This is a genomic window from Streptomyces sp. SID10853 (genome assembly GCF_010548145.1).
Taxonomy (GTDB): Bacteria; Actinomycetota; Actinomycetes; order Streptomycetales; family Streptomycetaceae; genus Streptomyces.
In genome coordinates, this window is record NZ_JAAGLN010000010.1 from 13604 (window position 1) to 40460 (window position 26857).

Below are 26857 nucleotides of genomic sequence, written 5' to 3' on the forward strand. Positions count from 1 at the left end.
CGCGGCTGAAGTGGCTTTGGCGCCTGCCGGTTCGGGGATGGCCCGGGTCAGGGACGGCGGCCGGTCCTCCGCCTCCCACCCCCGTCACATTCTCTTTTTCCTGCGGACCATGTGCATGCACATGCCGCATCGCCTGACGGCCCAGGGGAATCCAGCGCCAGGAGGTGTTCTTCGCGGCTGTCAGGCCGACGGGGGCGGCAGCTTCACGACGGGGACCCGGCCCACGACATGTCCGTGGGCGTCCTCGACGATCAGGCCGGTGATGGTCGCCCGGCGCATGGCCGTCACCATCCGCGTGGACACCGGATCACCGGTCGCGGCCCGCACGCTGCCCCCGGGAACCCGCTTACCGGCGGCGTTGACGGTCATCATGCGGTACGTCTCTCCCGGCCGGAGCCCGGACAGCGCCACCGGGACTTCGGTGCCCCACGGCCGCTCGACCATGCGGCCCTGGCGGTGCAGTACCACCGACGCCGCGGACGTCGCCGGAGCCGGCCGGTCCTGGTGCAAGGTGAGCGGGACGGCCACGGCGGCCGCCGTGACGAAGGCGGCGGCGACGCCGAGGGCGAACCGCCGGCCGGGACGCCGGGACCGGCCGGCGTACCCATTCCGGCCGGCGTACACGTCTCGGCCGGCGTGCATGTCCCGGCCGGCGTCACCGTCGTCGCGGCCGGCGTCCATGTCCCGGCGGATCCGGTCGACGAGATCCTCCGACGGCCGCGCACGCGGTGCGGGGGCGCGCGCCGCGATCCGGCCGGCGAGCGGGTCCGCCCGCCGCAGGGTCCGCACCACGTCGTCCGTCAGGGAGACTTCACGGGCGCACTCGGGGCACCCGTCGACGTGCCGGGACAGTTCCTCCGGCAGCGGTGTCCCGAGCAGCAGATGCTCGGTCAGCAACGGGCCGTAGAGCAGGCACTCCTTGTTCATGACGCCAGCCACCCGTTCTCCTCCAGGACGAGCCGGAGCGAACGCACCCCGTAATACAGCCGGCTGCGCATGGTGGACGCCGAGATGCCCAGCTCCTCACCCAGTTCCGCGCAGGTACGACCACCGAAGTACACCTCCACCACCGCCTCCCGGTGTTGCGGGCTCAAACGCTCCAGTGCCTCAGCGAGCTGAATCCGCTCAAGAAGCTGGTCCACGGGGTCGAACCCCGGGGACTGCTCGGGCACCGCGTCCCACGGCGAACACCCCGGCCCCTCCCGGACCTTGCGCCGCCGTATGGCGTCCACCACTCCGTTACGGACAATGGCGAACAGCCAGGTCCGCAGGCTGCCCTGGTCCGGATCGAAACCACGCGGTGACCGCCAGGCCCGGACGAACGTCTCCTGTACGACGTCCTCGGCGAGCTGCCGGTCGTCCAGAGCCCTGAAGGCGAACCCGAAGAGCTCGCCGCCGTAGAGATCGTAGGCAGCCCGCACTTCGCGCTCGGTCCGCATTCCGGCGGGCCCGGGCTCCGGGTCCACCACTTTGGACCGCCCGCGAAACCACTGCAGCGGACCACCGCTCACCGCCACGGCTGCCCGCATCCCATTCCGCGCCACGCTGCCATGGTGCATCCATTCCCGGAGACGACGTATTCCTCAGGGGATACGCGGGCCACGCCGCAAGTGTTGAACCAGCGGCCGAAGAACCCGCGCGGCCGTACGCCCCGGCCGCCCTTCTCCGTACGCCTAGTACTTCCCGTCCCCTCCCGGACCCACGCCTCGGCCTACGCCCCGCCCCGGCCTCCTCCCACGCACAGGCCCAGGCGCCGCGCGTCGCGTTCCGGTCTGATGACCGTGATGGCCACCGCCCCGGCGGCGAGCATGACGCCCGCGGTGAGGAGGAACGCGGCGCTGTATCCGCCCTGTTGTGTGGCCCCGGCGTCGATGAGATGCCCGGTGAGCGCGGGAGCGACGAGGCCGGGCAGGGTGCCGGTCGCGGCGACGATGCCGAACACCGCGCCCCGCTGCGCGGTGGGGACCGCCTCGGCCGTGGTCATGTAGTGCAGGGGCACGGCGACACCGGCGCAGCCGAAGGCCACGGCGATGAGCAGGAAGCGCGGCCCCGGGGCGTCCACGAACGGGAAAGCCGCCATGGCCGCGCCCGCGACGCACACGACCGCGCCCTGCAGCGCCCCGCACGACCAACGGCTGGACACTCCCCGCGATTTGAGCAGGTCCACGAACGGCGAGACCGTCAGCAGGAGGACAAGGCTGAAGGCCGCGACGGCGCTGACCGTGGTCGCCGCCGCCCCCGGCGCCATACCGAGCTGCGTCCGGAGATAGGCGGGCAGCCAGGCCTGGCTCAGGGACAGCGCCCAGGAGGCGCCGAATGCGCTGGATATGCTTCCCAGCACCGTGCCGGTGAACAGGAGCCTGCGGTAGGGCAGCCGGTCGGCGGGGTGCGGTACGGCGCCCTCCTGGCCCGGCTCGTGACCTGGCTCCTGGCCCGGCTCGTGGCCCGGCTCGTGACCTGGCCCGGTGGTCTCCTCGCTGGGCCGGCGGGCGTCGTCGTAAGGGCCGTCGTGCCCGCCCTTCCACCACAGCAGGCTCCACACCGCACCGGCCAGGCCGAGCGCGGCGAACGCCGAACGCCAGCCGAAGGCGCTGATGAGCCAGGTGACCACCGGTGCCGCGATCAGGGTGCCCAGCGCCGCGCCGCCGATCTGCAGCGCCGACGGCAGCCCGCGCCGCTCGGGCGGGAACCACTTGTACAGGGCGTGCATGGACATGGAGGCCGCGGGGCCCTCGGCGGCGCCGAGCAGCAGCCGCCCGGCGACCAGGGTGGGGACCGTGGCCACGACGAGGACCGGGAGCTGGGCCACCGCCCACAGCAGCCCCATGACGAACAGCAGCAGCCGGCTGGACATCCGCGAGGAGAAGAACCCGACGACCAGACCGGAGAGGCTGAACAGCAGGAAGAAGGAGCTGGAGATGAGCCCGTAGGTGCCGTTGCTGATGTGCAGGTCGTCCATGACCGGTACGGCGGCCAGGCCCAGGACGGATTTGTCGGCGAAGTTGACGACCATGAAGGCCACGATGAGGCCCGTGACGAGCCAGGCGCGGCGGCGGTCGTGGGCGGGGAGTGGCGCGGTGCGGCCGTCGGTGTCCCCGTCGGCGGAGAGCTGGGGCTGAGGTCGGGGTGCCACGAGTGACTCCTGCGGGTTCGGGGAGGAGCGGGGGGCCAGGGGCGGCGGGCGGTCCCCCGCCCGGCGCGCCCCCAGCCGGCCGGCCGCCGCCGCTCACATCAGCGACTTGGCGATCGCGTTCTTGTGGATCTCGCTGGTGCCGGTGACGACACGGAACATGCGCAGCGTCCGGAAGATCTGCTCGACCTCGTGGCCGCGGGTGAGCCCGGCCTTGCCGTGGATCTGTACGGCCTGGTCGGCGACGCGGAAACAGGACTCGGCGGTGAGCAGCTTGCACATGTTGGCCTCGACACCGATGTCCGCCCCCTGGTCGGCGCGGGCGGCCGTGGCCATGACCGCGGAGCGGGCGGCGTAGATGTCGGTGGCCATGTCGGCGAGCTTGTGCTGGATGGCCTGGAGGGCGAGGAGCGGCTGCCCGAAGGCGACGCGGCTCCTGGAGTACGCGACGGACAGGTCCCAGGCGCGCCGTGCCGCCCCGATGAGCGAGGGGCAGTGCAGGAGGCGGTTGAGGGTGATGCGGCCGATGCCGATGCGCAGCCCCTGGCCGATCTCGCCCAGGAGGTTCGCGGCGGGGACACGGCAGCCGTCGAAGTCCAGGTCTCCCTCCATCTGCTGCCCGGACATGGGGACATCACCGTCCAGGACCCGGCAGCCCGGGCTGTCGAGGTCGACGAGGAACGCGCTGTACGACTCCTCCGTACCGGCCATGCGGGCGACGACCACGGCGAAGTCGGCGAAGGGGGCCGCCGAGCTGAACACCTTCCGGCCGGTGAGGACGTACGAGTCGCCGTCGGGTGTGGCGGTGGTGGTCATGCGCCGTACGTCCGAGCCCGCGTCCTGCTCGGTGATGGAGAAGCAGCAGGCGCGCTCGCCCCGGATGACGGGCAGCAGATAGCGCTCCCTCTGGTGGTCGGTGGCGTACTTGACGATGGAGCCGGCGCGCAGCGGTCCGCCCATGTCACCGAGGACCGAGTGCGACAGCACGGCGCCGGACGCGGTCAGCTCCTCCTTGAGTGCGCAGAGTTCGGTCAGGCTCAGGCCCTGTCCGCCCAGCTCGGCGGGGAGGCTGACGCCGTAGAAGCCGAGTTCGCGGCTGCGTTTCCAGACGTGTTCGAGGGTCGGCCGGTCGAGCCTGGTCTCCGGGGTGAGGCCCCGCTCGCGCTCGTAGGGGATCAGCTCCTCGTGGAGGTAGCGGCGCAGGCCGGTGACCAGGGCCTGCAGGCGCGGGTTGTCGTCGTAGGAGGGTTCGAGGGTGAAGGGCATGGGTGGCTCCTGTTCGGCGGGGGTCGGGGCAGCGGTGGCAGACCTCAGTGGACGCGGCGCTCCGAGCCCGCCCAGTAGGGGTCGCGGATCGCACGGCGGTCGACCTTGCCGTTGGGGTTGTGCGGCAGTGCGGCGACGAAGTCGACCGAGCGGGGCTTCTTCATACGGGCCAGCCGTTCGGCGCAGAACGCGATGAGTTCGGCCTCGGTCGGCTTGCTGCCCTCGCGCGGTACGACGACGGCCTTGACCGCCTCGCCCCACCGGTCGTCGGGGACACCGACGACGGCAGCCGCGTACACCTGCGGATGCTGGTGCAGGACGGACTCGACCTCGACGGCGTAGATGTTGAAACCGCCGGAGATGATCATGTCCTTCTTGCGGTCGACGATGAAGACATAGCCGTCCGCACGGCGGCGCGCGAGGTCGCCGGTGAGGAACCAGCCGTCGCGGAAGGACGCGGCGGTGAGGGCGGGTTCGTTGTAGTACCCGGGTACGACGTCGGGGCCCCGTACGGCTATCTCGCCGATCTCGCCGTCCGGCACCGGCGCCCCGTGCTCGTCCACGACGGCGACCTCCGCCTCGGCACGCGGGCGGCCGCAGGACAGCAGCAGTTCCTCGTCCTCGCCCTCGATGGCGCGCCGGTGGTCGTCGGTCGACAGGAACAGCACACCCGAAGTGGTCTCCCCGCAGCCGTACCCCTGGGAGAGCACCGGGCCGAACAACTCCCATGCCTCGCGGATGCGTTGGGGCGCCATGGGGGCGGCTCCGTAGATCAGCTGGCGCAGCGTGGAGAGGTCGTAGGAGCGGGCGTCCGGCAGCGCGAGCACGGCGTTGACCATGGTGGGGACGACGAACGCGTGTGTCGCGCGCTCCTGCTGGACGGTGGCGAGGAAGCCTTCGGCGTCCCAGCTCGGCAGCACGACCGCGCACCCGCCCGCGAAGAAGATGCCGAGCAGCGGCATGCCGGAGGCGTGGGTCACGGGACCCGCCAGGATCTGCCGGTCACCGGGGCCGACCCGGGTGTCGGGCCCCATCACCATCTTGCGCATCACCGCGGCGCGGTTGCCGTACGTCTGGATCGCGGCCTTGAGCTTGCCGGTCGAGCCGGAGGTGAAGTGCAGTACGGCAGGGTCGCCGTCGTCGCAGCCGGTGTCGACGGGTTCGGGGGCAGCGTCGGCGAGTACACCGGCGTAGCCGGGTCCGAGGTCGCTCGGGCCGTCGTAGCCGATCACCGTCCGCACGCCGCTGCCGGGCACCGCGTGCCGTGCCGCGTCCAGGTGCGCGGCGTCGGTGAGCAGGACGCGCGCGCCCGACTCGCGCAGCAGATGGGCCACTTCGCGTTCGCCGAGCCGGGCGTTGACCGGGGCGCGCACCAGCGCCGCCTTGTAGAGGGCCAGCTCCGTGACGACGAGTTCCGCGCGGTTTCCCGCGAGGGTCGCCACACAGTCGCCCTTGCGCAGGCCGAGGTCGCGCAGTGCGGTGGCGAGCCGGTCGCTGTGCTCGTCGAGGGCCGCGTAGCTGAGCCGGGTCACCCCGCAGACCACGGCTTCGGCGTCGGGCTGGTGGCCGGCTGTCCTGCGTACGTACCGTCCGAGGTTCATCGCGCTCCATGCACAGTTCTCAACGATCAGTTCCTGAACAAGTTGTTCAGAAACTATCTTGGTGTACGAGAACGTAAATGCAGCGTTAGTGTCAGGTCAACGGTTCGCACGAAGAGGAAATGATCCGGCCATGAAGCCCGCAGCCCCCAAGCCCGCCGAGGACCGCCGTGTCCGCCGCACCCGTCACGCACTGCGCTCGGCCCTCGTCGGCCTGGTCCTGGAGCAGGGATTCCACGCGATCACCGTGGAGGAGCTCACGGAGCGGGCCGATGTCGCCCGCGCCACCTTCTACGCCCACTACCGCGACAAGGAGGACCTGCTCGTGGACGTCGTCCGGGACCTCGCCGCGGACAGGGAACGGCTGCTGCCGGCCGTCGAACAGGCCCAGGCCCAGGGCTTCACCGGCCTCCCGGTGCTCTACATCTTCCAGCACGCGGAGCAGGAGAGGCCCGTCTACCGGGTCATCCTGCGGGGCGAGGGCGACGGCCGGGCGCTGCGGGAGTTCACCGAGATCACCTGCGACCGGGTCGAGCGGCTGTTCCGCGAGCGCGCCCGGGAGCTCGGCGTCACCCCGCGCATTCCGTTCGACGTCATCGCGCGGGCCTGGACCGGCGAGCTGCTCGGTCTGCTGACCTGGTGGGTGGAGAACGACACCGGGTACAGCGCGGCCGAGATCACCGGGCATCTGCGGGACCTGTCCGTGTACGGGCGGGTGTGGGCCTCGGGCCTCGCCCCCTCGGACGCACCGGGGGCCGTCGACAGCACGCCCTGACCCCCGTACGCCGCCCACACCCCTCACTTACTGAACAGTCCGTATGGTATCTATCGGTACTTCAACCGATAGGCAGGAGTGAGCGCATGACGCAGCCGGTGGAGATGTCCTCGTTGGCGGACCTCGTCTGGGCACGGGGTTTCACGGATCCGGCGTGGGTGCGCCGGCACAGCACCGCGGGCCGCGAGACGGTGCCCAGCCGCCGTGTCTGGCGCGGCCAGGACCGGCCACGCGAACTGCCGGTGGCGGAGCGGGACTCGGGCATCGACAGCCTCCGGCTCACCACCCGCGACGGCCGCACGGTCCCGCTGCCCGAGGTGTTCGCCGCGGCGCAGACGGACGCCTTCCTCGTCCTCCACCGGGGAACCGTCGTCCACGAGACCTATCTGCACGGCTACGAGTCCCACGTCCCGCACTTCAACGCGTCGGCGGCGAAGTCGTACATCGGCCTGCTGACGGCGATACTCGAACACCAGGGACTGGTCGACCGGACGGCCCGGGTCTCCTCGTACGTACCCGAACTGGCCGCAACGGCCTTCGGAGAGGCCGAAGTCGGCCACCTGCTCCACATGGGCACCCAGATGAGTTACGCGGGCCGCCCCTACGACAAGGCCCTGGAGGCGCAGCGTTACGCCGCCATCCTCGCCCCGCAACTGCGCCCGTACGGCTACACCGGCCCGGCCACCATCCGCGAACACCTCGCCACCGCACGGGCGACCGCCGCCCCCGGCACCGGATTCCGTTACGAGAACGGCAACGTGGAGGCACTCGCCCACGTCCTGCGCCGCGTCACCGGGACGACCGTATCGGCGCTGCTGTCCGAACTCCTCTGGTCCCGCATCGGGGCGGAGGAGGACGCCTACTACATCCTGGACTCCGAGGGCGCCGAGTCCGCCTGCGGCGGGTTCAGCGCGACCGCACGGGACGTGGCCAGGCTCGGCGAGATGATCCGCTGCGGCGGTACGTCCGGGGGCCGTCAGGTGGTGCCGGAATCGGTGGCCGCCGCCATCACCGCGCCCGTCCCCGAGTACGCCCGGCGCGTCCGCTTCCCCGCGGCGCCCGCGAGCACACCCGCCACACTCTCGTACCACGACCTGTGGTGGATTCCGAACGACCCCTACGGCTCCTTCATGGCCAGCGGCATCCACGGGCAGCGCCTGTTCGTCTCCCCCGGACTCGACCTCGTCGTCGTGCACTTCGGCTCCCAGGTCATGTCACCGGCGGTGCCGCAGGTCCCGCTGGTCGAGGCGTTCCACCTGGTGGGCGCCCACCTCAACGGCTGAGAGCAGCCGCCGGCCCGGTACGCCGGGGTGCAGCCGGTCCCGGCTACCAGGGCGAGATCGGCTGCACCCCCACCCGGCGGCCCTCGTCGTCGAGCAGATGCCCCATCCGTTTGACCGTGTGCAGGCCCACGATGCGGTCGGTCACCGTGAGGGTGGGCAGCCGGGCGCACAGGGCGGTCTCGCGGCGCTGGATGTCACCGAGGTCGTGCACCCAGAGCGTGACGAAGATGTTCGCCGGCCCGGTCACGGCCGCGACCAGGCGGCATTCGGGCAGGGCCGCGAGGGTGCGGTGGGTGGTGCCGATGTCCCGCGCCGGCACCTGCCCGAGCAGCGAGACCGGGACCGGACGGCCGGCCAGCGCGGAGGCGATGTCGCAGCGGAAGGTCAGGACCGACGAATCCGTGAGGCGGCGCAGCCTGCGGCGGACGGTGGCCGGGCTGGTCGCCGTGCGCTCGGCCAGTTCGGCAAGGCCGAGCCGGCCGTCCCGGACCAGCTCGTGCAGCAGGGCCCGGTCGACGGCGTCGAGCGGGACCGTACCCGCGGGCTCCCCCCGCGCGGCCGACGGGCTGCCGAGCGCCGTCAGCTGCGCGGGGGCCAGCGAGCGCAGCCGCCAGCGGCTGCCCTCGACGTACAGGGACGTGGTGAACAGGCAGGTCACCGAGACAATGCCCGCCATCCGGTCCAGCTTCTCGCCGAGGAACCGGGTGAGCGCCGTCAGATCCGGGGCGAGCACGTCGAGGAGCAGGTCGGCGGTGCCGTGCCCGGTCAGCTCGATCGTCACGGCCTCCGGGAGCGCGCTCAGCTCCGCCATCAGCCGGGTCCGGTCCCCGGGAAGGCAGCGCAGCAGGACGAAGGCCGAGCAGCGGTTACGGGAGAACTCCCGGCCCGGCGCCGCGTACACCCAGGCCAGCCCCTCCCCCGTCAGCCGCTCCCAGCGCCGCGCCAGCGTGCCCGCGGTCACCCCGAGCAGCGGAGCCAGCTCCGACCACGAAGCCCTGGGGCGCAGCTGGAGGGCGTTCACCAGGGCGAGGTCGAGTTCGCTGGCGGTGACCGTTTCTCGCATCACAAGCCCTTCGTACGGACGAATCAATGAATATTCGAGGACGTTTGTGTCCCCGCCCGCACAGTAGCCACCACATTCGGTTCCGGCCACCAAAGTTCCCCGGACCCCCAGTGATCCAGAGGTGAAGCTGTGCACACACGCATATCTGGAACGGAACGCGGACCCGGAGCGCTCAGTTCCGGACCCGGCATGCTCGGGACGATGGCGGTCGTGATCCTGCTGGGCGGCATCGTCCAGGGCTATCTGACCCCGTTGCTGCCCGAGGTCGGCCTCAGTCTGCACATCAGCACCGTGGGACAGAACAACATCTATCTGCTGTCCCAGGTGGCCTTCGCGGTGATGACGCCGCTGCTCTCCCGCCTCGGTGACCTGTACGGGCACCGCAGACTCCTGCGGGTGTGCGTCGCGATGGTGGCGGGCGGCTCGCTGCTGATCGCCGTGCGGCCGACCGCCGTGACGCTGGCCGTCGGCGTCGTACTGCAGGGCGCGCTCGTCGGCTTCTTCCCGCTGCTCGTGGGCATCCTGCGCTCCCGCGCACCCGAGCGGAACCGCACCGGGATCTCCCTCCTCGTCGGGGTCCTGCTCCTCTCGATCGGCGTCGGCGGCCTGGTGGCGGGCTCGCTCAGCGAACGGCACGCGGAGGCCGGGCTGTGGACGGCCGTCCCGGTCGCCGTACTCGCCGTGGTCGCGGCCATCGCGCTGCCCGCCAGCGACGCACCGCGCGGCGGCCGCTTCCACTACGGGGCCGCGGTGCTGCTCACAGCGGGGCTGGTGGCGCTCGTCCTGGTGCTCGCGCAGGGCGGCACCTGGGGCTGGGGGGCGCCGCGTACGCTCGCTCTCGCCGTCGGGGCCGTCGTCGTCCTGGCGGCCTGGGTGGCGGTCGAGCGGCGCTCGGCGCACCCGCTGGTCAGCGTACGGATGCTGAGCAACCCGCGCCTCGCGGTGGTCAGCGGATTCACCTTCTGCGCCTCCTTCGGCACCATCGGCTTCCTCGGCGCCAACGCCCTCTTCCTGGGCGCCTCGCGGGCGGAGACCGGTTACGGCATGGACCTGGGGCCGCAGGCCATCGCCACGATCTCGCTCGCCATGGTGACCGCCGGGTTCGCCGGATCCGCCCTCACCCCGCGCCTCACCCGGAGGCTCGGCGACCGCGCCGTCCTCGCGTCGGGCGGCGGCCTCATCGCGCTGGGCTTCGTGGGGATGGCCGTCTTCCACCGCACCCTCCCCCAGTACGTCGTCTGCGCCCTGGTGGTGGGGCTCGCCACCGGGCTCTTCGAGTCGATCTCGCGGACCCTGTCGGCCGAGGCCGTCGCGGAACGGGAGACGGCCCTCGCGGTCGGCCTCAACGAACTGGCCCTGTCGCTCGGCGCGGCCATCGGCGCCGCGGTGATCGCCGCGTTCTTCGAGGCCCACGTCACACCGGGCACCTCGCACGTCGCCGAGTCCGGCTACCTGTGGGGCTGGGGCGCGTGCGCGGCGGTGGCCGTCGCCGGTACGGCCCTGGCCCTGCGCTACCGCGGTTCGCGCGGGACGGACGCCACCCATGATCAGCACCTGACACAGAGCGGAGAGCTCGCATGACCGACACCCCGGACACACTGGACGCCCTGGACGCCTCGGACACCCGCAGGATTGTGGCCGATGCGGTCGGCTCCTGGAGCGAACAGCTCGTGGGCCTCAGCCACGCCCTGCACGACGAACCCGAGACGGCCCTCCAGGAACACCGCGCGGCCGCCAGGATCGGGGACCTGCTCGAAACGGCGGGCTTCGCCGTCACCCGGGGGGTCGCGGACCTCCCCACGGCGCTCGTCGCCACCCGCGGAACCGGCGAACTCGTCATCGGGTTCTGCGCCGAGTACGACGCCCTGCCCGGCATCGGGCACGCCTGCGGGCACAACGTCAACGGGGCCGCGGCCGTCGGCGCAGCCCTCGGTCTCGCCGCCGTGGCGGACGAACTCGGCCTGACCGTCAAGCTGATCGGCACACCCGCCGAGGAGGACATCGGCGGGAAGGTCCTCCTCCTCGACGCCGGAGTCTTCGACGACGTGGCCGCGGCGATGATGGTGCACGCCGCACCTGACGACACGGTCGGTGCCTCGTCGCTGGCCGTCGGAGCCTGGGACGTCACCTACCGCGGCAAGCCCTCGCACGCCGCGATGGCCCCCTGGGAAGGGATCAACGCCCTCGACGCGATGACCGTCGCGCACACCGCCATAGGGCTGCTGCGCCAGCAGCTGCCGCCGGGTGTGGTGGTGCACGGCATCGTCACCGACGGCGGGCAGGCCGTGAACATCATCCCCGCCCGCACCGGCGCACGCTGCGAGGTCAGGGCGCTGACCGTGGAACAGCTCGGCGCGGCGCACCAGCGGGTACGCGCCTGCTTCGAGGCCGGGGCGCTGGCCACCGGTGCCGAGCTGGAACTTGAGGCGCACGGGCGGGAGTTCCACGACCTGCGCCAGGACGCAGTGATGACGCAGGCGTACGTGGCGGCGCTCGGCGAACTGGGCCGCACGGCGACGCCGCTGCACGGCGAGTCGATGGCGTCGACCGACATGGGCAACGTCTCGCAGTACGTCCCCACGATCCACCCGACGATCGGCTACGAGACGGGCGGCGCCAGGCAGCACACCCCCGAGTTCACCGCGTACGGCAAGAGCGGGGGCGCCGACCGCGCGGTCCTCGACGGCGCCACCGCGCTGGCGCTGACCGGCGCCGCGCTGGCGGCCGCACCGGAGCAGCGGAGCCGGCTGCTCGACGGAGTACGGGAGCGGCGCGGCAGGTGACCTGGGCCGCGGCAGACGGCGTGTGCCCTGCCCCGCGGACGGGAGCGGCGTACGGCTAGGGTGATCGCCCGATGGGACCACATACGCCCGGGAGGAGCACAAGTGCGGGCCGAACCCCTGCCGATACGTGTGCCGGTCGGGCGGGAGTCCGGACGCTGGACCAGCCGCACGGTGCAGCGCCGGGTCCTGGTGGTGGTCCACAACGCCACCTCCGCCGGCCGCCTGCTGGACGTGCTGTCACTCTTCCATGACGACTTCCGCGTCCAGCTGCTCGTCACCTCGACGGGATCCTCCGCCTTCCAGGGCGGACTCGACGAGCTCTTCGACGGCCTGGCTCTCCCCGTGCTGCCGTGGGAGCAGGCGCTCTCGACGCCCGTCGACCTCGCGGTCTCGGCGAGTTTCGGCGGTCAACTCCCTTTGATTCAGGGGAAATTGTCCATCATTTCCCATGGCGTGGGATACACTAAGAAGCTCGCGGAGCCGGGAGCCGGGAGCCGGGAGCCGGGAGCCGGGAGCCGGGAGCCGGGAGCCGGGAGCCGGGAGCCGGGAGCCGGGAGCCGGGAGCCGGGAGCCGGGAGCCGGGAGCCGGGAGCCGGGAGCCGGGAGCCGACGTTCGGTCTGTCGCCCGAGTGGCTGCTCGCGGACGGCAAACCGTTCATGGACGGCCTCGTGCTCTCCCATCCGGAACAGCTGGAGCGGCTGTGCCGTGTCTGCCCCGAGGCCGTGGACATCTCCGTGCTCGCCGGCGACCCGTGCTTCGACCGCATGCTCGCCGCGCGCCCGTACCGCGACCGCTTCCGGCGGGCCCTGGGCGTACGGCGAGGCCAACGGCTCGTCGTACTGAACTCCACATGGAACCCGGAAGGTTTCTTCGGCAGCGGCGGCGGTCACGACGTCCTGCCGGGTCTTCTCCCACGGCTCACCGCGGAGTTGCCCGCCGACGACTACCGGCCGGCCGCCGTCCTGCACCCCAACATCTGGTACGGACACGGCCCCGGCCAGGTCCGCGCCTGGCTGGACCGGGCCCGCCGCGGCGGGCTGGCCCTCGTCGACCCCGCACACGCCTGGCGGCAGGCGCTCCTGGCCGCCGACGCCGTGATCGGTGACTTCGGTGCCGTCTCCTACTACGCGTCCGCTCTCGGTGTCCCGGTGCTGCTGGCGGCCACCGGACAGGAGCGGCTGGACCCGGAGACGCCGCTCGCCGCGTTCGTCCGGGACGCCCCGCGGCTCGATCCGCACGGCCCGCTGCGCCCCCAGATCGAACAGCTGCTGTCCGGCCACCGCCCGGCGGCCGACCCCGCCGAGTTCGTCACCTCGGCCCCCGGCGCGTCCGCGGCGCTCCTGCGGCGCCATTTCTACACACTGATGGACCTTCCCGAGCCCGCTGCCCCCGCCCTCCTCGAACCGCTGCCCCTGCCTCCGTACGATCCACCGCACCGGACGGCTCCGCTGCGGGTGCTCACCCGCGTCAGCGGCACGGACATCGTGATCGAGCGGTCCACCGGACTCCCCTACGACGCGAAGGGCGACGTCCACCTCGCGGTGCACGAGGACACCCGTGACCCGGGCGACCTGGAACTGGCCGACGTGATCGTGCGCGCCGGGTCCGCGGACGATCCGCGGCTGGGCGGGCCCGGGGTGTGGACGGCCGAGATCCTCGGCCGGCATCCGCACTGTCGCGTCGCCGCTTACGTGAGCGGACCGGACGACTGCACCGTACGCAGTCGGCGGCACGGCCTGTTCCGGCTGTCCGCGGGCCCGGACGCGGACGCCGACCCCGCGGCGTACGCCTCGTCGCTGCACGCCTGGCTGGCCGACGGGCAGAGCGTGCCGCCCGGCGGCGTCACGCTCCGGGTCCACACGGCCGAAGGCGTGCACCCGGTGACCGTCGCGGAAGCCTGACCGGCCCGAACGCCGGAGCGGATCAGCAGCCCTCGACAACAGCCCGAGAGCGCGTGCCGGGCGCCGCGCGGCAGGCGGCCCTTTGACGACAGGCCCTAGCGGCCGCCCTCGCAGCGCAGCCGCAGCCCCGCGAGATACCGCAGATGCGGAGCGGCCGCCGGGGTGAGCAGCCCCTCCGCCTCGCCGGCCTTCGTCAGCGCCTCGGCGTTCTCGCCCGCGTCGTGGAGGGTGTCGGCCAGGTCGGTGAGGGCGCGTGCCCGGTTGTAGTCCTCGCCCTGCTCACCGAAGAAGCGGGCCGCGGACTCCAGGAGGCGCTGTGACTCCGCGAAGCGGCCCAGGCCCCGCAGCGCCCGGCCCTGATGCCGCTCGGCCAGTGCGAGGGCGCGTGCCACATCCCGCTCCCCCTCCTGCCCCGGAGTGATCCGCCGGTAGATGCCCTCGGCCTCGGTGAACCGCTCGTACGCGGCCTCCCACCGCAGCTGGTAGAGGCTCAGCAGGCCCAGCAACTCGACGGACGACGCCTCGCCCCGTACGTGCCCCGCCGCCCGCTCGCACTCGACGGCCGCACGCGCCGACCGCCCTGCTTCCTCCCCCTGCTTCAGCTCACCGAGACAGTGGGCGAGCTGGAAGTGGATCCCCGCCGCTGTACGTGAACGCGGCTGGTGCTCGTCGGCGCACCGGGCGGCCGCCCGCAGCGCGGGCAGCACCTCGTCCCAGTACCCGGCCTTGAGCTGGAGTGGCCACAGGGCGCGCGCCAGCCGCAGCGCCGTCGTGATGTGCTGGTGCTCCTCCGCCACGGACACCGCGCGGACCAGGTTGCCCACCTCCGCCGCCAGCACCGCCACGCCCTGTGCCTCGTCTGGGTACGCCTCCCCGGCATCCGGCGCGGGCTCGGTGCGCCAGCTCTGCGGCAGGGCGGCATGGGCGGCGTGCAGGGCGCGGTTGAGCAGGGCGTCGAGGGCGCGCTCCACGGCGGCGGAGCATTCGGCGACACCGTGCTCGGGGCCTGCCGTTTCGGCCAGATAACGCCCTACTTCGGGGCGGAAGCGGTAACGCCCGTCGGCCACGAAGTCCAGCAGCTGGGCCGCCACCGCGTCTTCGAGCATCCGAGCCGCCTCCTGTGGCCCGACGTCGGCGGCAGCGGCGGCGAGGTACGCGTCGATGGCGGGCCAGCCGCCCAGCGCCGTCAGCCTGACCAGCCGCGCCGTCTCCGGCCCGAGGCGGTCACAGGCGCGCCGGGCGGCGTCGCGCACCGGGTGGCGGGCCGACGGCCCCGCGGCCCGCTGCTGCGCGACGGTCTCCTCGGCCAGCAGGCTCATCGCCTCGGCCTTCAGCGCGTAGGCGTTGCCCGCGCAGTGTTCCAGCACCCCGGGCATCCGGGCCCTGGCCCGGGCGATCTCCTGCCGCCCCGCCACCTTGCGCATCATCTGCACCGCGTACCGGTCGGTCAGGGCGGGGACGGCGACCCGTTCGGCCTCCAGAGCGAAGGGCCGCCCGGAGACAACCACCAGCAGAAAGACATCGGGGGTGGCCGGGACGAGGGTGCGGACCTGGGCGACGGACGACGCGTGGTCGACCACCACCAGGGCTCTGCGGCCCGCGGTGAGCCGCCGGTAGAGCTGCTCGCGTCCGGGCGCGGTCGTCGGCATCCGGTCCGGCGTGACACCCATCTGCCGGAGCAGACGCAGCAGCACAGTGGCCGGATCCGGACCATGACCGCCCGATGTGTCCCGCAGGTCGGCATAGAACTGCCCGTCGGGGAACCGGGAGTCGAGCTCGGAGCCCAGCCGGAGGGCGACCTCGGTGGTACCGACCCCGGGCGGCCCATGGAGCAGTGCGACCCGCGGCCGCCCGGCAGCCGGCCGGGTCGCTTCCCGCTTCAACTTCTTGAGCACCTTCTGGCGATCGGTGAAATACCGTGTCGCGGAGGGCAGTTCACGTGCTCGGGCCAGTTCCGTGGGCTGCTCGGGGAGGCTGCGGACGAGCCGCGCCCACTCGTCGGCCAGCTGCGGGTCGCCGCCCAGCCGTGCGTGCACCTGGCCCGCCAGTGACCGCCACTCGTCCGGCCCCGACGGCAGTGGCGCCTCCCTGCCGAGGGTTCTCCTCGCCAGTGCGCCGGTCGTCAGGAGGAGCTGCTTGCCCATCTCCCCCGCGGCCCCGTTACCCGCCGCGGTGAGAAACGCGGTCAGCGCGCTCAGCGCCACAACCTCCAGCACGTCGGGCCCTCCCCTGGTCACCGAACCGACTTTGCCGGACTTTACGCCGCGAACGGAGCTCCGGGAAACATATGAAGCCACGTCAACTCCGCTTCGGGGGGAGGGCATCGGGAACGGCCGATGAGGCGGTGACGGCGCCGATGTCACACATCGGGCCCGCCGGTCGGTCTTCCAGGTGATGGCACCCACAACGGCATCCCCCGAGGGAGCGCCCGGCAACGCCATTCCGTACGCAAGGGAGACACCATGTTCGCCGCCTACCTCACGGTCACCGTCCTGGGCGCGGTCTTCAACGGCGCCGCCGCCGTCACCTATCTGATCGGCCACGAATACCCCAAGGCCCAGGCCGACATGAAGGGGGTGCCACGGACGTGGGTGCCGGTCCTCGGCCTGCTGCTGGCAGCGGGCACCGCCGGGCTGCTGGCCGGGCTCGCGGTCCCGCTGCTGGGAACCCTCGCCGCGGCCGGTCTGGTGCTGTACTTCATCGGCGCGATCATCGCCCATCTGCGGGTGGGCTCCCGCAACATCGTGGGCGGGATCGTGTTCCTCGTCACCGCGGTGGCCGTCCTGGCCCTGGGCCGGATCTACCACGGCCACTGGTAGTCCGCGGGGCCGTGACCTCCAAACTGTGAAGATCCACTCCGGGGGGTGGCGGGTTTCCTGACCATGCCTTGCGGGCGTCAGCCGTTCCGGATTAGCTACCTGCGCCATGAACCTTTTCAACCGCAGCCCCTCAGCCCGACGCGCGGCGTACGCCGCTCCGGCTGCTCCCACCGGCCCGGCCCTGCCGGATCCCGCCATGGCGGGTCTCACCGGAGAGTGGATCATCGACCCCGCACACAGCAGGATCGGCTTCTCCGTGCGGCACGCCATGGTGACGACGGTGCGCGGCGCCTTCACCGAGTACGAGAGCCGCCTCTACTTCGACGGCCGCAACCCGGCCCGCTCCCGGGCCGAGATCGTCCTGTCCACCGCCGGTGTCGACACGGGTGTGGAGCAGCGCGACGCCCACCTGGTGGGGCGGGACTTCCTGAACGCCGCGGAGTACCCGCGGATGACCTTCCGCAGCACCGCCGTGCAGATGGCGGACGACGACGTCTTCCGCATGATCGGTGACCTCACCATCAAGGACACCACCCGCCCCGTCGTCCTGGAGTTCACCTACATCGGTCACGTCACCGACCCGTTCGGTTACGAACGGGTCGGCTTCGACGGCACCACCACCATCAACCGTTCCGACTGGGGGCTGACCTACAACGCCAGGCTGGCCGAGGGCGGAGCCATGGTGAGCGAGAAGGTCCGCCTCCAGTTCGACATCGCCGCCATCCGCACCACCCCCGCCGGATGAGGGCGAGCCGCGGCCGGGCCCTGTAGGCGGCCACCGGTACAGGTGGGCCCCCGGCCACGGCCGCGGCGACCGGGTCGCCCACCGGGCCGGGTCAGACCGCGGGCGCCGGGTAGGTCGGGTACTCCACCCCGGAGACGTACTGGACGACGCGGATGACCTGGCAGGAGTAGCCGAACTCGTTGTCGTACCACAGGTAGAGGATCGCGTTGTCGCCGTCGACCTTGGTGGCTCCGGCGTCGACGATCGACGCGTGGCGCGAGCCGATGAAGTCGCTGGAGACGGCGTCCGGGGCGCTCGTGAAGTCGATCTGGCGCTTGAGCGGCGAGGACAGCGACACATTGCGGAGGTAGTCGAGGACCTCATCGCGGGCGGCCTCACGTCCGAGCCGCAGGCTGAGGATCGCGATGGAGACGTCCGGCACCGGGACACGGATCGAGCTGCCGGTGATCGTGGCCTGGAGGTCCGGCAGCGCCTTGGCGACGGCGGAGGCGGCGCCGGTCTCGGTGATGACCATGTTGAGCGGCGCCGAGCGGCCGCGGCGGTCACCCACGTGGTAGTTGTCCAGCAGGTTCTGGTCGTTGGTGAAGGAGTGGATGGTCTCCACGTGGCCACGCAGGACGCCGTACTCGTCCGCCATGGCCTTCAGCGGCGGGACGATCGCGTTGGTGGTGCAGGAGGCGCAGGACAGGATCTGCTCGTCCGGCTTGATCATGTCGTGGTTCACACCGTGCACGACATTGGGGACGTCGCCCTTGCCGGGCGCGGTCAGGACGACCTTGGCGATGCCGGGCCGCAGGTGCTGCGAGAGCCCCTCGCGGTCGCGCCACTTGCCCGTGTTGTCGATGAGGATGGCGTTCTTGATGCCGTAATCCGTGTAGTCCACCGAAGTCGGGGCGTCGGAGTAGATCACCTTGATCTCGTTGCCGTTGGCGATGATCGTGTTGTTCGCCTCGTCAACGGTGATCGTGCCCTGGAACTGGCCGTGGATGGAGTCACGGCGCAGCAGCGAGGCGCGCTTGACGATGTCCTTGGCGTCATCGGCCGAGCCCTTGCGGACGACGATGGCGCGCAGCCGCAGCCCGTTCCCCGAGCCGGCCTTCTCGATCAGCAGGCGGGCCACGAGGCGGCCGATGCGGCCGAAGCCGTAGAGGACGACGTCCCTGGGCTCCCGGCGCTCGATCTTGTTGTCGCCCGTGGCGCCGGCGACGGCCTCGGCGGTGAACTCCTCGGCCGACAGGCCGCGGTCGTCGGTCTTGTACGCCTCGGCGAGCAGCCCGATGTCGATCTGGGAAGGCCCGAGATCGAGCGTGGTGAGAGCCCGCAGGAACGGCAGTGTCTCGGTGACCGACAGTTCCACGCCGGCTATCTGCCGGGCGAACCGGTGGGTCTTGAGGATGCTGACCACCGACTTGTTCACCAGGGAGCGGCTGTGGAGGAGGACCGTGACGTCCCGCTCCCTGTGCAGCTTCCCGATGACGGGGATCATCGACTCCGCGATCTCCTCGCGGGTCTTCCAATGGGTGAACGAGTCGTCATTGACAGTCACAGGTGCATCTTTCGAGCTAGGCAGTGCTCATATGGTAACGGGGTCGGTTCTACGGTGACGACGGGGTCCGGCCCGGCCCGCACGGCGGAGCACGGAAGGGCCGGCCGGACGGGCCGGTCAAGGTCTCCTGGTCAGGACGGGCCGGTGAAGGCGCCCTGGTCAGGACGGGCCGAGCGGCGGGTAGCGCAGCGGCCAGTCCGGGGCGTCGAACGCTCCCGTCGGGTCACCGTCCAGCGGCGCCGACTGCCCCGCCCCGGTGACCGGCAGCCGGCTCCCGTCCCGTCCGGGCTCCCCGTGCTCAAGGAACCAGGTGTCCAGCCGCTGCCGCAGAGCCCCGGTCCGCCCGGAGTGGGCCGGATCACCGGCCAGGTTGACGCGCTCGCCCGGGTCCACGGCCAGGTGGTACAGCTCGTGCGGGCCGTACGGATAGCGGTGGACGTACTTCCAGTCGGTGGTCCGGATCATGCGGACCGGCCCGTACTCGTCGTAGACCACCACGGGCCGGGACGGTGCGGGCCGCCCTTCCGGCTCGTCGCCGAGAAGCAGCCCCGCGAAGGAGCTGCCCGGCCCCTGTTCGTACGGCTCGGGGTCCAGGCCCGCGCACTCCATGAGCGTGGCCGCGAAGTCGTAGGCCGACAGCAGCTCCTGGCGCACCTGGCCCGCGGTGATCCGGCCCGGCTGCGAGATGATCGCGGGGACCTTGACCGAGCTGTCGTACATGTTCTGCGGGAAGGTGCCGTTGCCCTTGCCCCAGATGCCGTGGTGGCCGCAGTTGAACCCGTTGTCGCTGGAGAAGACGACGAGGGTGCTGTCGGTCAGCCCCTCTTCGGCCAGGGTGTCGAGCACCCGGCCGATGCCGGTGTCCATGGCGGTGACCGAGGCGAAATAGCCGACGAGGGCCGCGCGTACATCGGGTTCGCCCCCGACGGGCACCCCGTCGACCAGCGGCTGCCAGGGGTGCGGCGCCTCCTGCGGACAGCTGTCGAAGGCGCAGTCCGCGTACAGACTCTCGATGTTCGGCGGGTGCTGGCCCTTCCAGGGCTTGTGCGGGGCGGTGAAGTGCAGGGAGAGATAGAAGGGTGAGTCGCTGCCGGCCTCGGTCCGTATCCAGCCCAGGGCGTCGTCGGCGAGCAGGTCGGTGAGGTATCCGTCGGCCGGCGCCCGTACGCCGTCGCGGTACATGGGGGCGTCGTGGTACGGGCTGCCGCCGCTTTCGTGGGAGTACCAGTGGGTGAAGCCCTGCCGGGGCCGGTCGTTCGCGCCGAGATGCCACTTGCCCGACAGCGCCAGGCGGTACCCGGCCGCGGCGAAGTCGTCGGTGAACAGGCGCTGCCCGGCCAGGAAGTCGGTACCGCCTTCTCCCACATGACCGCCGGAGAGCCAGTCGTGCACGCCGTGGCGGGACGGGATCTGCCCGGTGAACAGGCTGGCCCTGGCGGGCGAGCAGACCGGGGAGGTACAGAAGAAGTTCTCCAGGCGGGTGCCTCCGGCGGCGAGCGCGTCCAGCCGGGGGGTGATGATCTCCTCGTTGCCCGCACAGCCCAGCGCCCAATGGGCCTGGTCGTCACTGAGGATGACGAGAACATTCGGATGCAGCGGATCACGGCTTGCCATGGTGGCCTCCAGAGTGCGCGGGGTGCACGCCGCCCGGTGCCTTCGGGCGCCCCTTCGGGCGCTTCGTCGGCCGTACCCTCGGCCGTCCGGGACGCCCCGGCGGTGTGCTGGTGGTAACGCGACCGAACCACGCACGATGCCGTTCATCGGGGCCAGTTGCAAGATCACCCAGGGACACTCGGGGAGGCCCGGCTCGCACGACGGCGTCCCCCGGAGGACGGGCACGGCGCTGAGCCCCGGCGGGCGGGCCCGTACGGCCACGGACCCGCCCGCCGGGAACCTCACCGGACCCCGGCGGCCGGCTTCACGGCATCAGCACCTCAGGGCCTCGGGACCTCGGGACCTCGGGACCTCGGGACCTCGGGACCTCGGGACCTCGGGGCTTTGTCGTGGCCTCACCAGGAGGACTTGGTCACTCCGGGCAGGAAACCGGCATGCGCCTGTTCCCGCATCCGCACCCGGGAGAGACCGAACTTGCGCAGGTGCCCGCGCGGGCGGCCGTCCACACTGTCGCGGTTGCGGACCCGGGTCGCACTGGCGTCCCTCGGCTGGCGGCGCAACTCGGCCAGAGCGGCGGCCCGTTCGGCGTCACCGGTGTCCGGCCTGCGGACGGTCTCCTTGAGTTCGGCCCGGCGGGCGGCGTAGCGCCGGACGGTCTCCCTGCGCTGTTCGTTCTTCGCGATCTTGCTCTTGCGGGCCATCAGACACGCCCCCCTCGCGCCCTGATACGTGCCACGGCGGCCTCGATGCCGATGGTGTCGACGGTCCTGATCGCCCTGGCGCTGAGGACGAGCCGGACGTGACGGCCCTCGCTCGGGAGCCAGTACCGCTTGCGCTGGATGTTCGGGTCGAACCGGCGCGGGGTGCGGCGGTGCGAATGGGAGATGTTGTTGCCGAAGCCCGGACGGGCGCCGGTCAGTTGGCAGTGCGCAGACATACGGAGGGCTGTCCTTCCCCGGGGCGAACCCCTATCGGAAATGAAAATCGTTGTCGTATGCTACCCGTATGGCACGCAACGAGATCCGCCCGATCGTCAGACTCCGCTCGACAGCAGGCACCGGCTGCACCTACGTGACCCGGAAGAACCGGCGCAATGACCCCGACCGCCTGACCCTGCGGAAGTACGACCCGGTCGTGCGCAGGCACGTCGAGTTCCGCGAAGAACGGTGAGCCTCCCGGCCCTGTACGGCACCCCCCGAGCCGTACGCCGACCCCGACCCCACCCCGACAAGGACCGAACCGCTGTGAAATCCGACCCGCATTCCCGCCACCGCCACGGAGCCCGGTGATGGCTCCGCACCCCGCCGAGCTGCCGGTCGTCATCGTCGCCGGGCTGCACGCCGAGGCACGCGGACGGACCGTGAACCGGCTGCTGTTCGACGTACCCGGCAGCGTCGCTCTCCATCACGATCTGTCGACGGCCCCCTCCGGAACCGTGCTGCGCAGCCTCCGCGACACCGCGGACACCTGGTCACACGGCGAGACGCCGCTGATCAACGACTGTGCGTGCTGCGCCCTGCGGGAGGACCTGGTCCCTGAGCTGCAACGGCTGGCCGAGGACGGTACGACCCGCCTCGCGGTGGTCGAACTCTGGGACTCCGTCGAACCACGCGCCATGGCGGAGCTGGTGGCCGCCCACGGAGAGGGCTTCCTGCGGGTGACCAATGTGATGGCGGCCGTGGACCCGTCCCTGCTGCTCGCCTGCCTCGGCAACGGGGACGACCTCGCGGAGGCCGGCCTGGCGGCCGCCGGGACGGACCGCAGGACCGTCGGCGACACCTTCGCCCGCCAGCTCGAATACCCGGCCGTGCACGTCCTGGTCGACCACGACGACGCGGACCCGGCCGACCTCGCCCTGCTGCGGCAGTTGCACCCGACGGCGCGCCGCGTCGCGCTCGACTCTCCGCAGCTCGCCCGCCTGGCGTTCGCCGGCTTCGACGTGGGCGCCGCCGCCGCGGCGCAGCACCCGGCCTGCGCCCTGCTCCCCCAGGACGCGGACGAGGCTGGAGTCGCCACGCTGGTCTGGCACAGCAGACGCCCGTTCCACCCGGAGCGCCTGTACGACGCCCTGGAGGACCTCTGCTGCGCGGCGACGCGCAGCCGGGGCCGCTTCTGGCTGGCCGACCGGCCCGACACGCTCCTGTCCTGGGACGCGGCGGGCGGCGCCCTGTGCGTGGAGGGAACAGGGCCCTGGCTGGCCTCGCTGCCGGACGCGGCATGGGACCTCGTACCGGCGGTCCGCCGGGCGGCCGCCGCACTCGACTGGCACCCCGAACACGGGGACCGCTGCCAGCACCTGGTCTTCACCTCACCCGGCCTCGACCGGGACCGGCTGACCGCCGTCCTCACATCGTGCCTGCTCACCGACCACGAGATGGAGGGCGGAGCCGAAGCCTGGAAGGACTTTCCGGCGGCCTTCGACAGCCTTCTCGACCCCGCCCACTGAGCGGACGCCAGCGCCCGCGGGTGGCGGTGCTGCCCTGCACGGCTGCTCCCCTGCCGCCCCATCCGGACACGACACCACGTTCAAGGAATTCCCATGGCCGTACCCAAACGCAAGATGTCGTCCCGGCTCCTCACCACGGTCAGGGCCGGGCTGTTCAAAGCACTGACCGCCACGGACAGGAGGCCCGACTGAAGAGCTGAAAGAGCAGAACGTGCTGAAGAGCTGAGCACGATCAGGTTGATCCGCCGCCGGCCCGGTCCTCCCCCCTGGCCTCGGCGGACACGCGAAGGGCGGCCGAATCCCCTGTCACCGGCTTCGGCCGCCCCTGCGGGTGCCGGTCAGGTCACTTGGACAGGACGTCCTGGGTCAGGAAGAGCGGCATGGAGTCCTCCCACTGGCTGTCGGTCAGCATCTTCTTGTCGGAACCGTCCGCGTTCATGCTGAAGATCTGGCCGTACGGCTGGAACGTGTCGTCGTACAGCGCGGCCTCTTCCTGGAAGCCGTACATACCGCTGCTGTAGAGAATGCGGCCGTCGTAGTTCCAGACGGCGTGGGCGTCGTTGGCACCACTGCTGGTGAGGATCTTCAGGCCGCTGCCGTCGGGCTTGATGGTGCATACGTCGAAGTTGGTCGGGCTCGTCTTCCGGGTGAAGAGGATGAGCTTGCCGTCCCAGGACCAGTCGGGGAGGTTGTCGGACTCGGTGGTGAGGACCGTCGTCGCGCCGGTGTCCAGGTCGAGGATGCGCAGGCCCATTTCCTGGCCCCACACGCGGTAGACGATCCGCTTGCCGTCCTGCGAATAGCTGGGGAAGCCGGAGTTGACCGTGCCGTCCGTGAGCACCTCGTGCGAGGAGCCGTCGCTGGGCACCCGCACGAGCACGGCACCACTCGTCGCGCGGGTCTGGAACCAGCCGCCCACACCGAACGCGATCCACTTGCCGTCGTGCGACCAGGCGGGCCGGAAGGCACCGGCCAGCCCCTGCGCGACCATCACCGGGTCCAGGCCCGATGTGGAGCTGTCGAAGACGACCTTCTGGTCCGAACCGTCCGGGCGCATGGTGACGATCGAGGACGTGCCGACCTGCTTGTCCGTGATCGCGAGGCGCCCGTCCTTGGACAGCACAGGGAAGACGTCGCAGAAGCGGTAGTCCCAGTCCTCGTCCCAGCTGTGGAGCGGCGCGTCGAGAGCGCGCGTCGTGTAGTCGAGCTTCTCGTAGATCACCGATGTCCCGTCCGGCGACCAGACCGGAGAGCGCAGCGTCCGCTTGACGGCCGGAAGCGTACCGGAGACATAGGCCAGCCCTTCGTCGGCGCCGCCCTTGACGAGGTAACCGATCTCCGTCGCGGTCACGTACTGGGGCGCCACCTTCAGGTTGGGGCCCGAGGTGTGCTCGACACGGGCGCCCGTGGCCACATCGACCGAGACGATCTGGGATTCCACGGTCCCGATGTCCTCCGGGCGGTGCGCACCCCAGGTTCCTTCGACGGTGATCTCGTAGAAGACGATCCGGGAGCCGTCCGGCGACCACTTCGGCGAGCCGAGGCAGTACCCGTCCCGGGTCGCGACCTGGCGGAAGCCGGTGCCGTCCGGGCGTACCAGGTAGATGCTCAGCTCCTGCGTGTGCTCCCAGCCGGTGCCGTTGCCGTGCCCGCGCCAGGCCGTGTTGCGGTCGCTGGAGAAGGCGATCCACTGGCCGTCGGGTGACCAGGAGGGCCGGAAGTGTCCGTCCGGGCTCGCGGGGTCACCGGCGAGTGCCGCGGTGCCGGTCAGGTCCGTCAGCTTCTTCGTGGTGAGGTCGAGCAGCCAGATCTGTGTCCTGTGGTCCCCGCTCGTGGAGACGAAGGCCGCCTTCGTGCCGTCGGGGGACGGCACGGCCCAGTCGTTCATCGCCGGGCCGGTGACCAGGGACTGGACGCCCGAGCCGTCCGTACTGGCCCGGTACAGGCAGGAGTTGCCGTCGCCCGCCCGCTCCGACGTGAAGAACACCGAGGCGCCGTCGGCGGAGAAGGCCGCGTGGTAGTCGAACCCCGCGTTCTGCAGCAGCACACGCTCGTTGGAGCCGTCGGCGTCGGCGAGGTACAGGGTGGACGAGGACGGACCGATGCGGTTCATCAGCATCACCCCCTTCTTGCCGGCGGCGGCCGCCGCCACGGCGAACGGCCTGGGCAGCAGCGCTGCGCCGGCGACGGCCGCCCCTGCGGTGAGGAACGCTCGACGCTTCATGTCAGGTGACATCGCTGTTCGGGTCCTTTCGTCGGCGACGGACGTACGACCGCCCGGGAGAACCACCGCGCACCGGGTGAAGGGCAGTTGTGGGTGAGGGGAGGCTCTGCCGGCTGCGGCTCAGCCCGGTTCCCAGGAGGCGCCTCGGTTCGCGGATCACATGCATCCGTCGCATGGATTGTCGAACAAGTTCGGCGTGACCGTAACACCAGGGGAATCCCCCCACAAGGGATCCCGCACAAACACGGTGCACACATCGACGCACAGCCACGGGTCCGTATTTTGTTGTCCGACAATCAAACGGGAGTTGAGGGCCTCAGCTCCTCAACTCCCGCTGTGAAACAGGCTCGTTCGGTACGGCGGAGTCACATGGTCAGAAGCGGCTGGGGCCCGCCGAGCCCCTCGATACACGGACCGCGACGCAGTCGGGGTTGGGGACGGCCACGGAGGTACCGGTGTCCGTGAGGCGCCCGGACCCCGGGTCCACACGGAAGAGGTTGACCGTGCCGCTGGCCTCGTTCGCCACGAACAGCCAGCGCCCGCCGGGGTGCAGGGAGAAGCTCCACGGTGTGACGCCGCCGCAGGGCAGCCGCTGTGTCTCGGTGAGCAGGCCGGTGCCGGGGTCGGCCGAGAAGACGACCAGGGTGTTGTCACCGCGGTTGGAGGTGTAGACGTGACGGCCGTCCCGGCTGATCGCCAGTTCGGCGCCGCTCGTGGCGCCGGTGTGGCCCGGCGCGTTGGTCGTCAGGAGCCGGCGGGGCGTCAGGACGCCGGTCCTGGAGTCCCATCCCAGGATCTGGATGTCGGCGGTGAGTTCGTTCAGCAGATAGACCGTCCGCCCTCCCGGGTGGAACACCAGGCGCCGCGGGCCGGACCCCGGAGCCGTCGCCCAGGAGCCGCGGCCCGCGGGCGTCCGGGCGGACAGCCGGTGCGAGGCCCGGTCGTAGTCGCGGACGAACACCCGGTCGGCGCCGAAGTCCGCGACCAGGGCGAACCTGCGGCTCGGGTCGATGACCACATGGTGCGTATGCGGCCCGGCCTGACGCGGATTCGGCCCTGACCCGGTGTCCTGGACGCTGGAGGCCACGGCACCGAGCCCGCCGTCGGGTCCGGCCGGTACGGTCGCCGCGCAGCCGGTCGCGAAGTCGGCGACCAGCAGTGTGTCCGCGTCCGCGTTCAGCCCGATGTACGACAGGCCGCCGCTGCCGCCGGGGACCGCCTCCGTCGCGATCTCGCCGGTCAGGCTGAGGGCCCCCGACGCGTCGTCGACACGGAAGGTACGGACGAGCCCGCCCTGTTCGCCGCCGGCGACGTACAGGACAGGGCGGTCCGGGTGCGCCGCGACCCAGTTCGAGCTGACCTCCGCCACGGCCCCTAGAGGGTCCATGGTGCCGCGGACGGGGTCGAACCGGACGGCATGCACCTGGTTCTGGCCCCAGGTGCCGATGTAGAGCAAGTCACCGTGCCGGTCCACGGCCGCGGCGGATGCGGCGGCGGATGTGGCGGAGAGCAGTGGCAGGGCGGTCGCGGCCGACGCCGTGGCCGCGGCGAGCACCGCCCTGCGGGAGGGCCGCCGGGACAGCGGCGACCCCGCTCCCCGGCTGACGGGCGGTGAGGTGCGCGGGAGTTCGTTCATCGGTGGGACTGTCCTTTCCGGTTGTCG

Annotated in this window: 22 protein-coding genes; 9 read left to right on the top strand and 13 right to left on the bottom strand. The window is 71.6% G+C overall.

Annotation, left to right across the window (positions count from 1 at the left end; translation table 11 throughout):
* Positions 1–180: 180 nt before the first annotated feature.
* The 5 genes from G3I19_RS04215 to G3I19_RS04235 all read right to left on the bottom strand — a co-directional run bounded on the left by G3I19_RS04215 (position 181) and on the right by G3I19_RS04235 (position 5997).
* Entirely contained in the window at positions 181–939 is a 759-nt protein-coding gene (locus G3I19_RS04215; protein WP_164259599.1) for a hypothetical protein, read from the bottom strand.
* Positions 924–1544, bottom strand: a complete 621-nt coding sequence (locus G3I19_RS04220) for a sigma-70 family RNA polymerase sigma factor (RefSeq protein WP_343234980.1) — start codon at positions 1542–1544, stop codon at positions 924–926. The genes G3I19_RS04215 and G3I19_RS04220 overlap by 16 nt, the downstream gene beginning before the upstream one ends.
* 167 nt (positions 1545–1711) lie before the next feature.
* Positions 1712–3133, bottom strand: a complete 1422-nt coding sequence (locus G3I19_RS04225) for an MFS transporter (RefSeq protein ID WP_343234981.1) — start codon at positions 3131–3133, stop codon at positions 1712–1714.
* Positions 3134–3226: 93 nt separating this feature from the next.
* Positions 3227–4396 (bottom strand): acyl-CoA dehydrogenase, encoded by a 1170-nt coding sequence (locus tag G3I19_RS04230; RefSeq protein WP_164259600.1) that lies wholly within the window; start codon positions 4394–4396, stop codon positions 3227–3229.
* A gap of 44 nt (positions 4397–4440) precedes the next feature.
* The gene (locus tag G3I19_RS04235) at positions 4441–5997 is read right to left on the bottom strand and encodes a long-chain fatty acid--CoA ligase (RefSeq protein WP_164259602.1); all 1557 of its coding nucleotides are present in this window, start codon (positions 5995–5997) and stop codon (positions 4441–4443) included.
* Positions 5998–6127: 130 nt separating this feature from the next.
* On the opposite strand from G3I19_RS04235, the gene G3I19_RS04240 reads away from it, so the two are divergent.
* Positions 6128–6769 (top strand): TetR/AcrR family transcriptional regulator, encoded by a 642-nt coding sequence (locus tag G3I19_RS04240; RefSeq protein WP_164259603.1) that lies wholly within the window; start codon positions 6128–6130, stop codon positions 6767–6769.
* Between the two features lie 86 nt (positions 6770–6855).
* Positions 6856–8052: a serine hydrolase gene (locus G3I19_RS04245; protein WP_239073953.1), complete on the top strand. Its 1197-nt coding sequence runs from the start codon at positions 6856–6858 to the stop codon at positions 8050–8052.
* A 43-nt stretch (positions 8053–8095) separates the two neighbouring features.
* On the opposite strand, the gene G3I19_RS04250 is transcribed toward G3I19_RS04245, so the two are convergent.
* Positions 8096–9115 carry an Lrp/AsnC family transcriptional regulator gene (locus G3I19_RS04250; RefSeq protein ID WP_164259605.1) on the bottom strand — a complete coding sequence of 340 codons (1020 nt, stop codon included), beginning with the start codon at positions 9113–9115 and terminating at the stop codon, positions 8096–8098.
* A gap of 201 nt (positions 9116–9316) precedes the next feature.
* On the opposite strand from G3I19_RS04250, the gene G3I19_RS04255 reads away from it, so the two are divergent.
* The 3 genes from G3I19_RS04255 to G3I19_RS04270 all read left to right on the top strand — a co-directional run bounded on the left by G3I19_RS04255 (position 9317) and on the right by G3I19_RS04270 (position 13800).
* Positions 9317–10696, top strand: coding sequence for an MFS transporter (locus G3I19_RS04255; RefSeq protein ID WP_239073954.1), 1380 nt, complete (start codon positions 9317–9319; stop codon positions 10694–10696).
* Complete coding sequence (locus tag G3I19_RS04260) at positions 10693–11898, top strand: amidohydrolase (RefSeq protein WP_164259609.1); 1206 nt, start codon at positions 10693–10695, stop codon at positions 11896–11898. The genes G3I19_RS04255 and G3I19_RS04260 overlap by 4 nt, the downstream gene beginning before the upstream one ends.
* 102 nt (positions 11899–12000) lie before the next feature.
* Complete coding sequence (locus G3I19_RS04270; RefSeq protein ID WP_343234982.1) at positions 12001–13800, top strand: hypothetical protein; 1800 nt, start codon at positions 12001–12003, stop codon at positions 13798–13800.
* A gap of 95 nt (positions 13801–13895) precedes the next feature.
* On the opposite strand, the gene G3I19_RS04275 is transcribed toward G3I19_RS04270, so the two are convergent.
* Entirely contained in the window at positions 13896–16016 is a 2121-nt protein-coding gene (locus G3I19_RS04275; RefSeq protein WP_164259610.1) for an ATP-binding protein, read from the bottom strand.
* A 246-nt stretch (positions 16017–16262) separates the two neighbouring features.
* Between G3I19_RS04275 and G3I19_RS04280 the strand changes: the two genes are divergently transcribed.
* On the top strand, positions 16263–16619 hold the full coding sequence (locus G3I19_RS04280) for a DoxX family protein (RefSeq protein WP_164259612.1): 357 nt from the start codon (positions 16263–16265) through the stop codon (positions 16617–16619).
* A 106-nt stretch (positions 16620–16725) separates the two neighbouring features.
* A complete protein-coding gene (locus G3I19_RS04285) occupies positions 16726–17364 on the top strand; it encodes a YceI family protein (RefSeq protein ID WP_164259614.1) in 639 nt (212 codons plus the stop codon).
* A gap of 91 nt (positions 17365–17455) precedes the next feature.
* Here G3I19_RS04285 and G3I19_RS04290 read toward each other — a convergent pair whose 3' ends face one another.
* The 4 genes from G3I19_RS04290 to rpmB all read right to left on the bottom strand — a co-directional run bounded on the left by G3I19_RS04290 (position 17456) and on the right by rpmB (position 21461).
* Positions 17456–18910 carry a glyceraldehyde-3-phosphate dehydrogenase gene (locus tag G3I19_RS04290; RefSeq protein ID WP_164259616.1) on the bottom strand — a complete coding sequence of 485 codons (1455 nt, stop codon included), beginning with the start codon at positions 18908–18910 and terminating at the stop codon, positions 17456–17458.
* 159 nt (positions 18911–19069) lie between these two features.
* Positions 19070–20524, bottom strand: a complete 1455-nt coding sequence (locus G3I19_RS04295; protein WP_164259618.1) for a sulfatase-like hydrolase/transferase — start codon at positions 20522–20524, stop codon at positions 19070–19072.
* Positions 20525–20919: 395 nt separating this feature from the next.
* Positions 20920–21225, bottom strand: coding sequence for a 30S ribosomal protein S14 (gene rpsN, locus G3I19_RS04300; RefSeq protein WP_164259620.1), 306 nt, complete (start codon positions 21223–21225; stop codon positions 20920–20922).
* Positions 21225–21461, bottom strand: a complete 237-nt coding sequence (rpmB, locus tag G3I19_RS04305; RefSeq protein ID WP_164259622.1) for a 50S ribosomal protein L28 — start codon at positions 21459–21461, stop codon at positions 21225–21227. The genes rpsN and rpmB overlap by 1 nt, the downstream gene beginning before the upstream one ends.
* Positions 21462–21529: 68 nt before the next feature.
* On the opposite strand from rpmB, the gene rpmG reads away from it, so the two are divergent.
* Both rpmG and G3I19_RS04315 read left to right on the top strand, forming a co-directional pair.
* A complete protein-coding gene (gene rpmG / locus G3I19_RS04310) occupies positions 21530–21694 on the top strand; it encodes a 50S ribosomal protein L33 (protein ID WP_164259624.1) in 165 nt (54 codons plus the stop codon).
* Between the two features lie 118 nt (positions 21695–21812).
* A complete protein-coding gene (locus tag G3I19_RS04315) occupies positions 21813–22970 on the top strand; it encodes a GTP-binding protein (protein ID WP_164259627.1) in 1158 nt (385 codons plus the stop codon).
* A 343-nt stretch (positions 22971–23313) separates the two neighbouring features.
* Here G3I19_RS04315 and G3I19_RS04320 read toward each other — a convergent pair whose 3' ends face one another.
* Both G3I19_RS04320 and G3I19_RS04325 read right to left on the bottom strand, forming a co-directional pair.
* Positions 23314–25194, bottom strand: a complete 1881-nt coding sequence (locus tag G3I19_RS04320) for a PD40 domain-containing protein (RefSeq protein ID WP_164259629.1) — start codon at positions 25192–25194, stop codon at positions 23314–23316.
* A 373-nt stretch (positions 25195–25567) separates the two neighbouring features.
* Positions 25568–26830, bottom strand: coding sequence for a lactonase family protein (locus tag G3I19_RS04325; RefSeq protein ID WP_164259631.1), 1263 nt, complete (start codon positions 26828–26830; stop codon positions 25568–25570).
* Between the last annotated feature and the right edge of the window lie 27 nt (positions 26831–26857).

Bases quoted from the DNA above. Each gene is read 5' to 3' on its own strand.
- G3I19_RS04230 (WP_164259600.1), bottom strand. From the start codon at position 4,396: ATGCCCTTCACCCTCGAACCCTCCTACGACGACAACCCGCGCCTGCAG.
- G3I19_RS04235 (WP_164259602.1), bottom strand. From the start codon at position 5,997: ATGAACCTCGGACGGTACGTACGCAGGACAGCCGGCCACCAGCCCGAC.
- G3I19_RS04240 (WP_164259603.1), top strand. From the start codon at position 6,128: ATGAAGCCCGCAGCCCCCAAGCCCGCCGAGGACCGCCGTGTCCGCCGC.
- G3I19_RS04245 (WP_239073953.1), top strand. From the start codon at position 6,856: ATGACGCAGCCGGTGGAGATGTCCTCGTTGGCGGACCTCGTCTGGGCA.
- G3I19_RS04250 (WP_164259605.1), bottom strand. From the start codon at position 9,115: ATGCGAGAAACGGTCACCGCCAGCGAACTCGACCTCGCCCTGGTGAAC.
- G3I19_RS04255 (WP_239073954.1), top strand. From the start codon at position 9,317: ATGGCGGTCGTGATCCTGCTGGGCGGCATCGTCCAGGGCTATCTGACC.
- G3I19_RS04260 (WP_164259609.1), top strand. From the start codon at position 10,693: ATGACCGACACCCCGGACACACTGGACGCCCTGGACGCCTCGGACACC.
- G3I19_RS04280 (WP_164259612.1), top strand. From the start codon at position 16,263: ATGTTCGCCGCCTACCTCACGGTCACCGTCCTGGGCGCGGTCTTCAAC.
- G3I19_RS04285 (WP_164259614.1), top strand. From the start codon at position 16,726: ATGAACCTTTTCAACCGCAGCCCCTCAGCCCGACGCGCGGCGTACGCC.
- G3I19_RS04295 (WP_164259618.1), bottom strand. From the start codon at position 20,524: ATGGCAAGCCGTGATCCGCTGCATCCGAATGTTCTCGTCATCCTCAGT.
- rpsN (WP_164259620.1), bottom strand. From the start codon at position 21,225: ATGGCCCGCAAGAGCAAGATCGCGAAGAACGAACAGCGCAGGGAGACC.
- rpmB (WP_164259622.1), bottom strand. From the start codon at position 21,461: ATGTCTGCGCACTGCCAACTGACCGGCGCCCGTCCGGGCTTCGGCAAC.
- rpmG (WP_164259624.1), top strand. From the start codon at position 21,530: ATGGCACGCAACGAGATCCGCCCGATCGTCAGACTCCGCTCGACAGCA.
- G3I19_RS04315 (WP_164259627.1), top strand. From the start codon at position 21,813: ATGGCTCCGCACCCCGCCGAGCTGCCGGTCGTCATCGTCGCCGGGCTG.
- G3I19_RS04320 (WP_164259629.1), bottom strand. From the start codon at position 25,194: ATGAAGCGTCGAGCGTTCCTCACCGCAGGGGCGGCCGTCGCCGGCGCA.
- G3I19_RS04325 (WP_164259631.1), bottom strand. From the start codon at position 26,830: ATGAACGAACTCCCGCGCACCTCACCGCCCGTCAGCCGGGGAGCGGGG.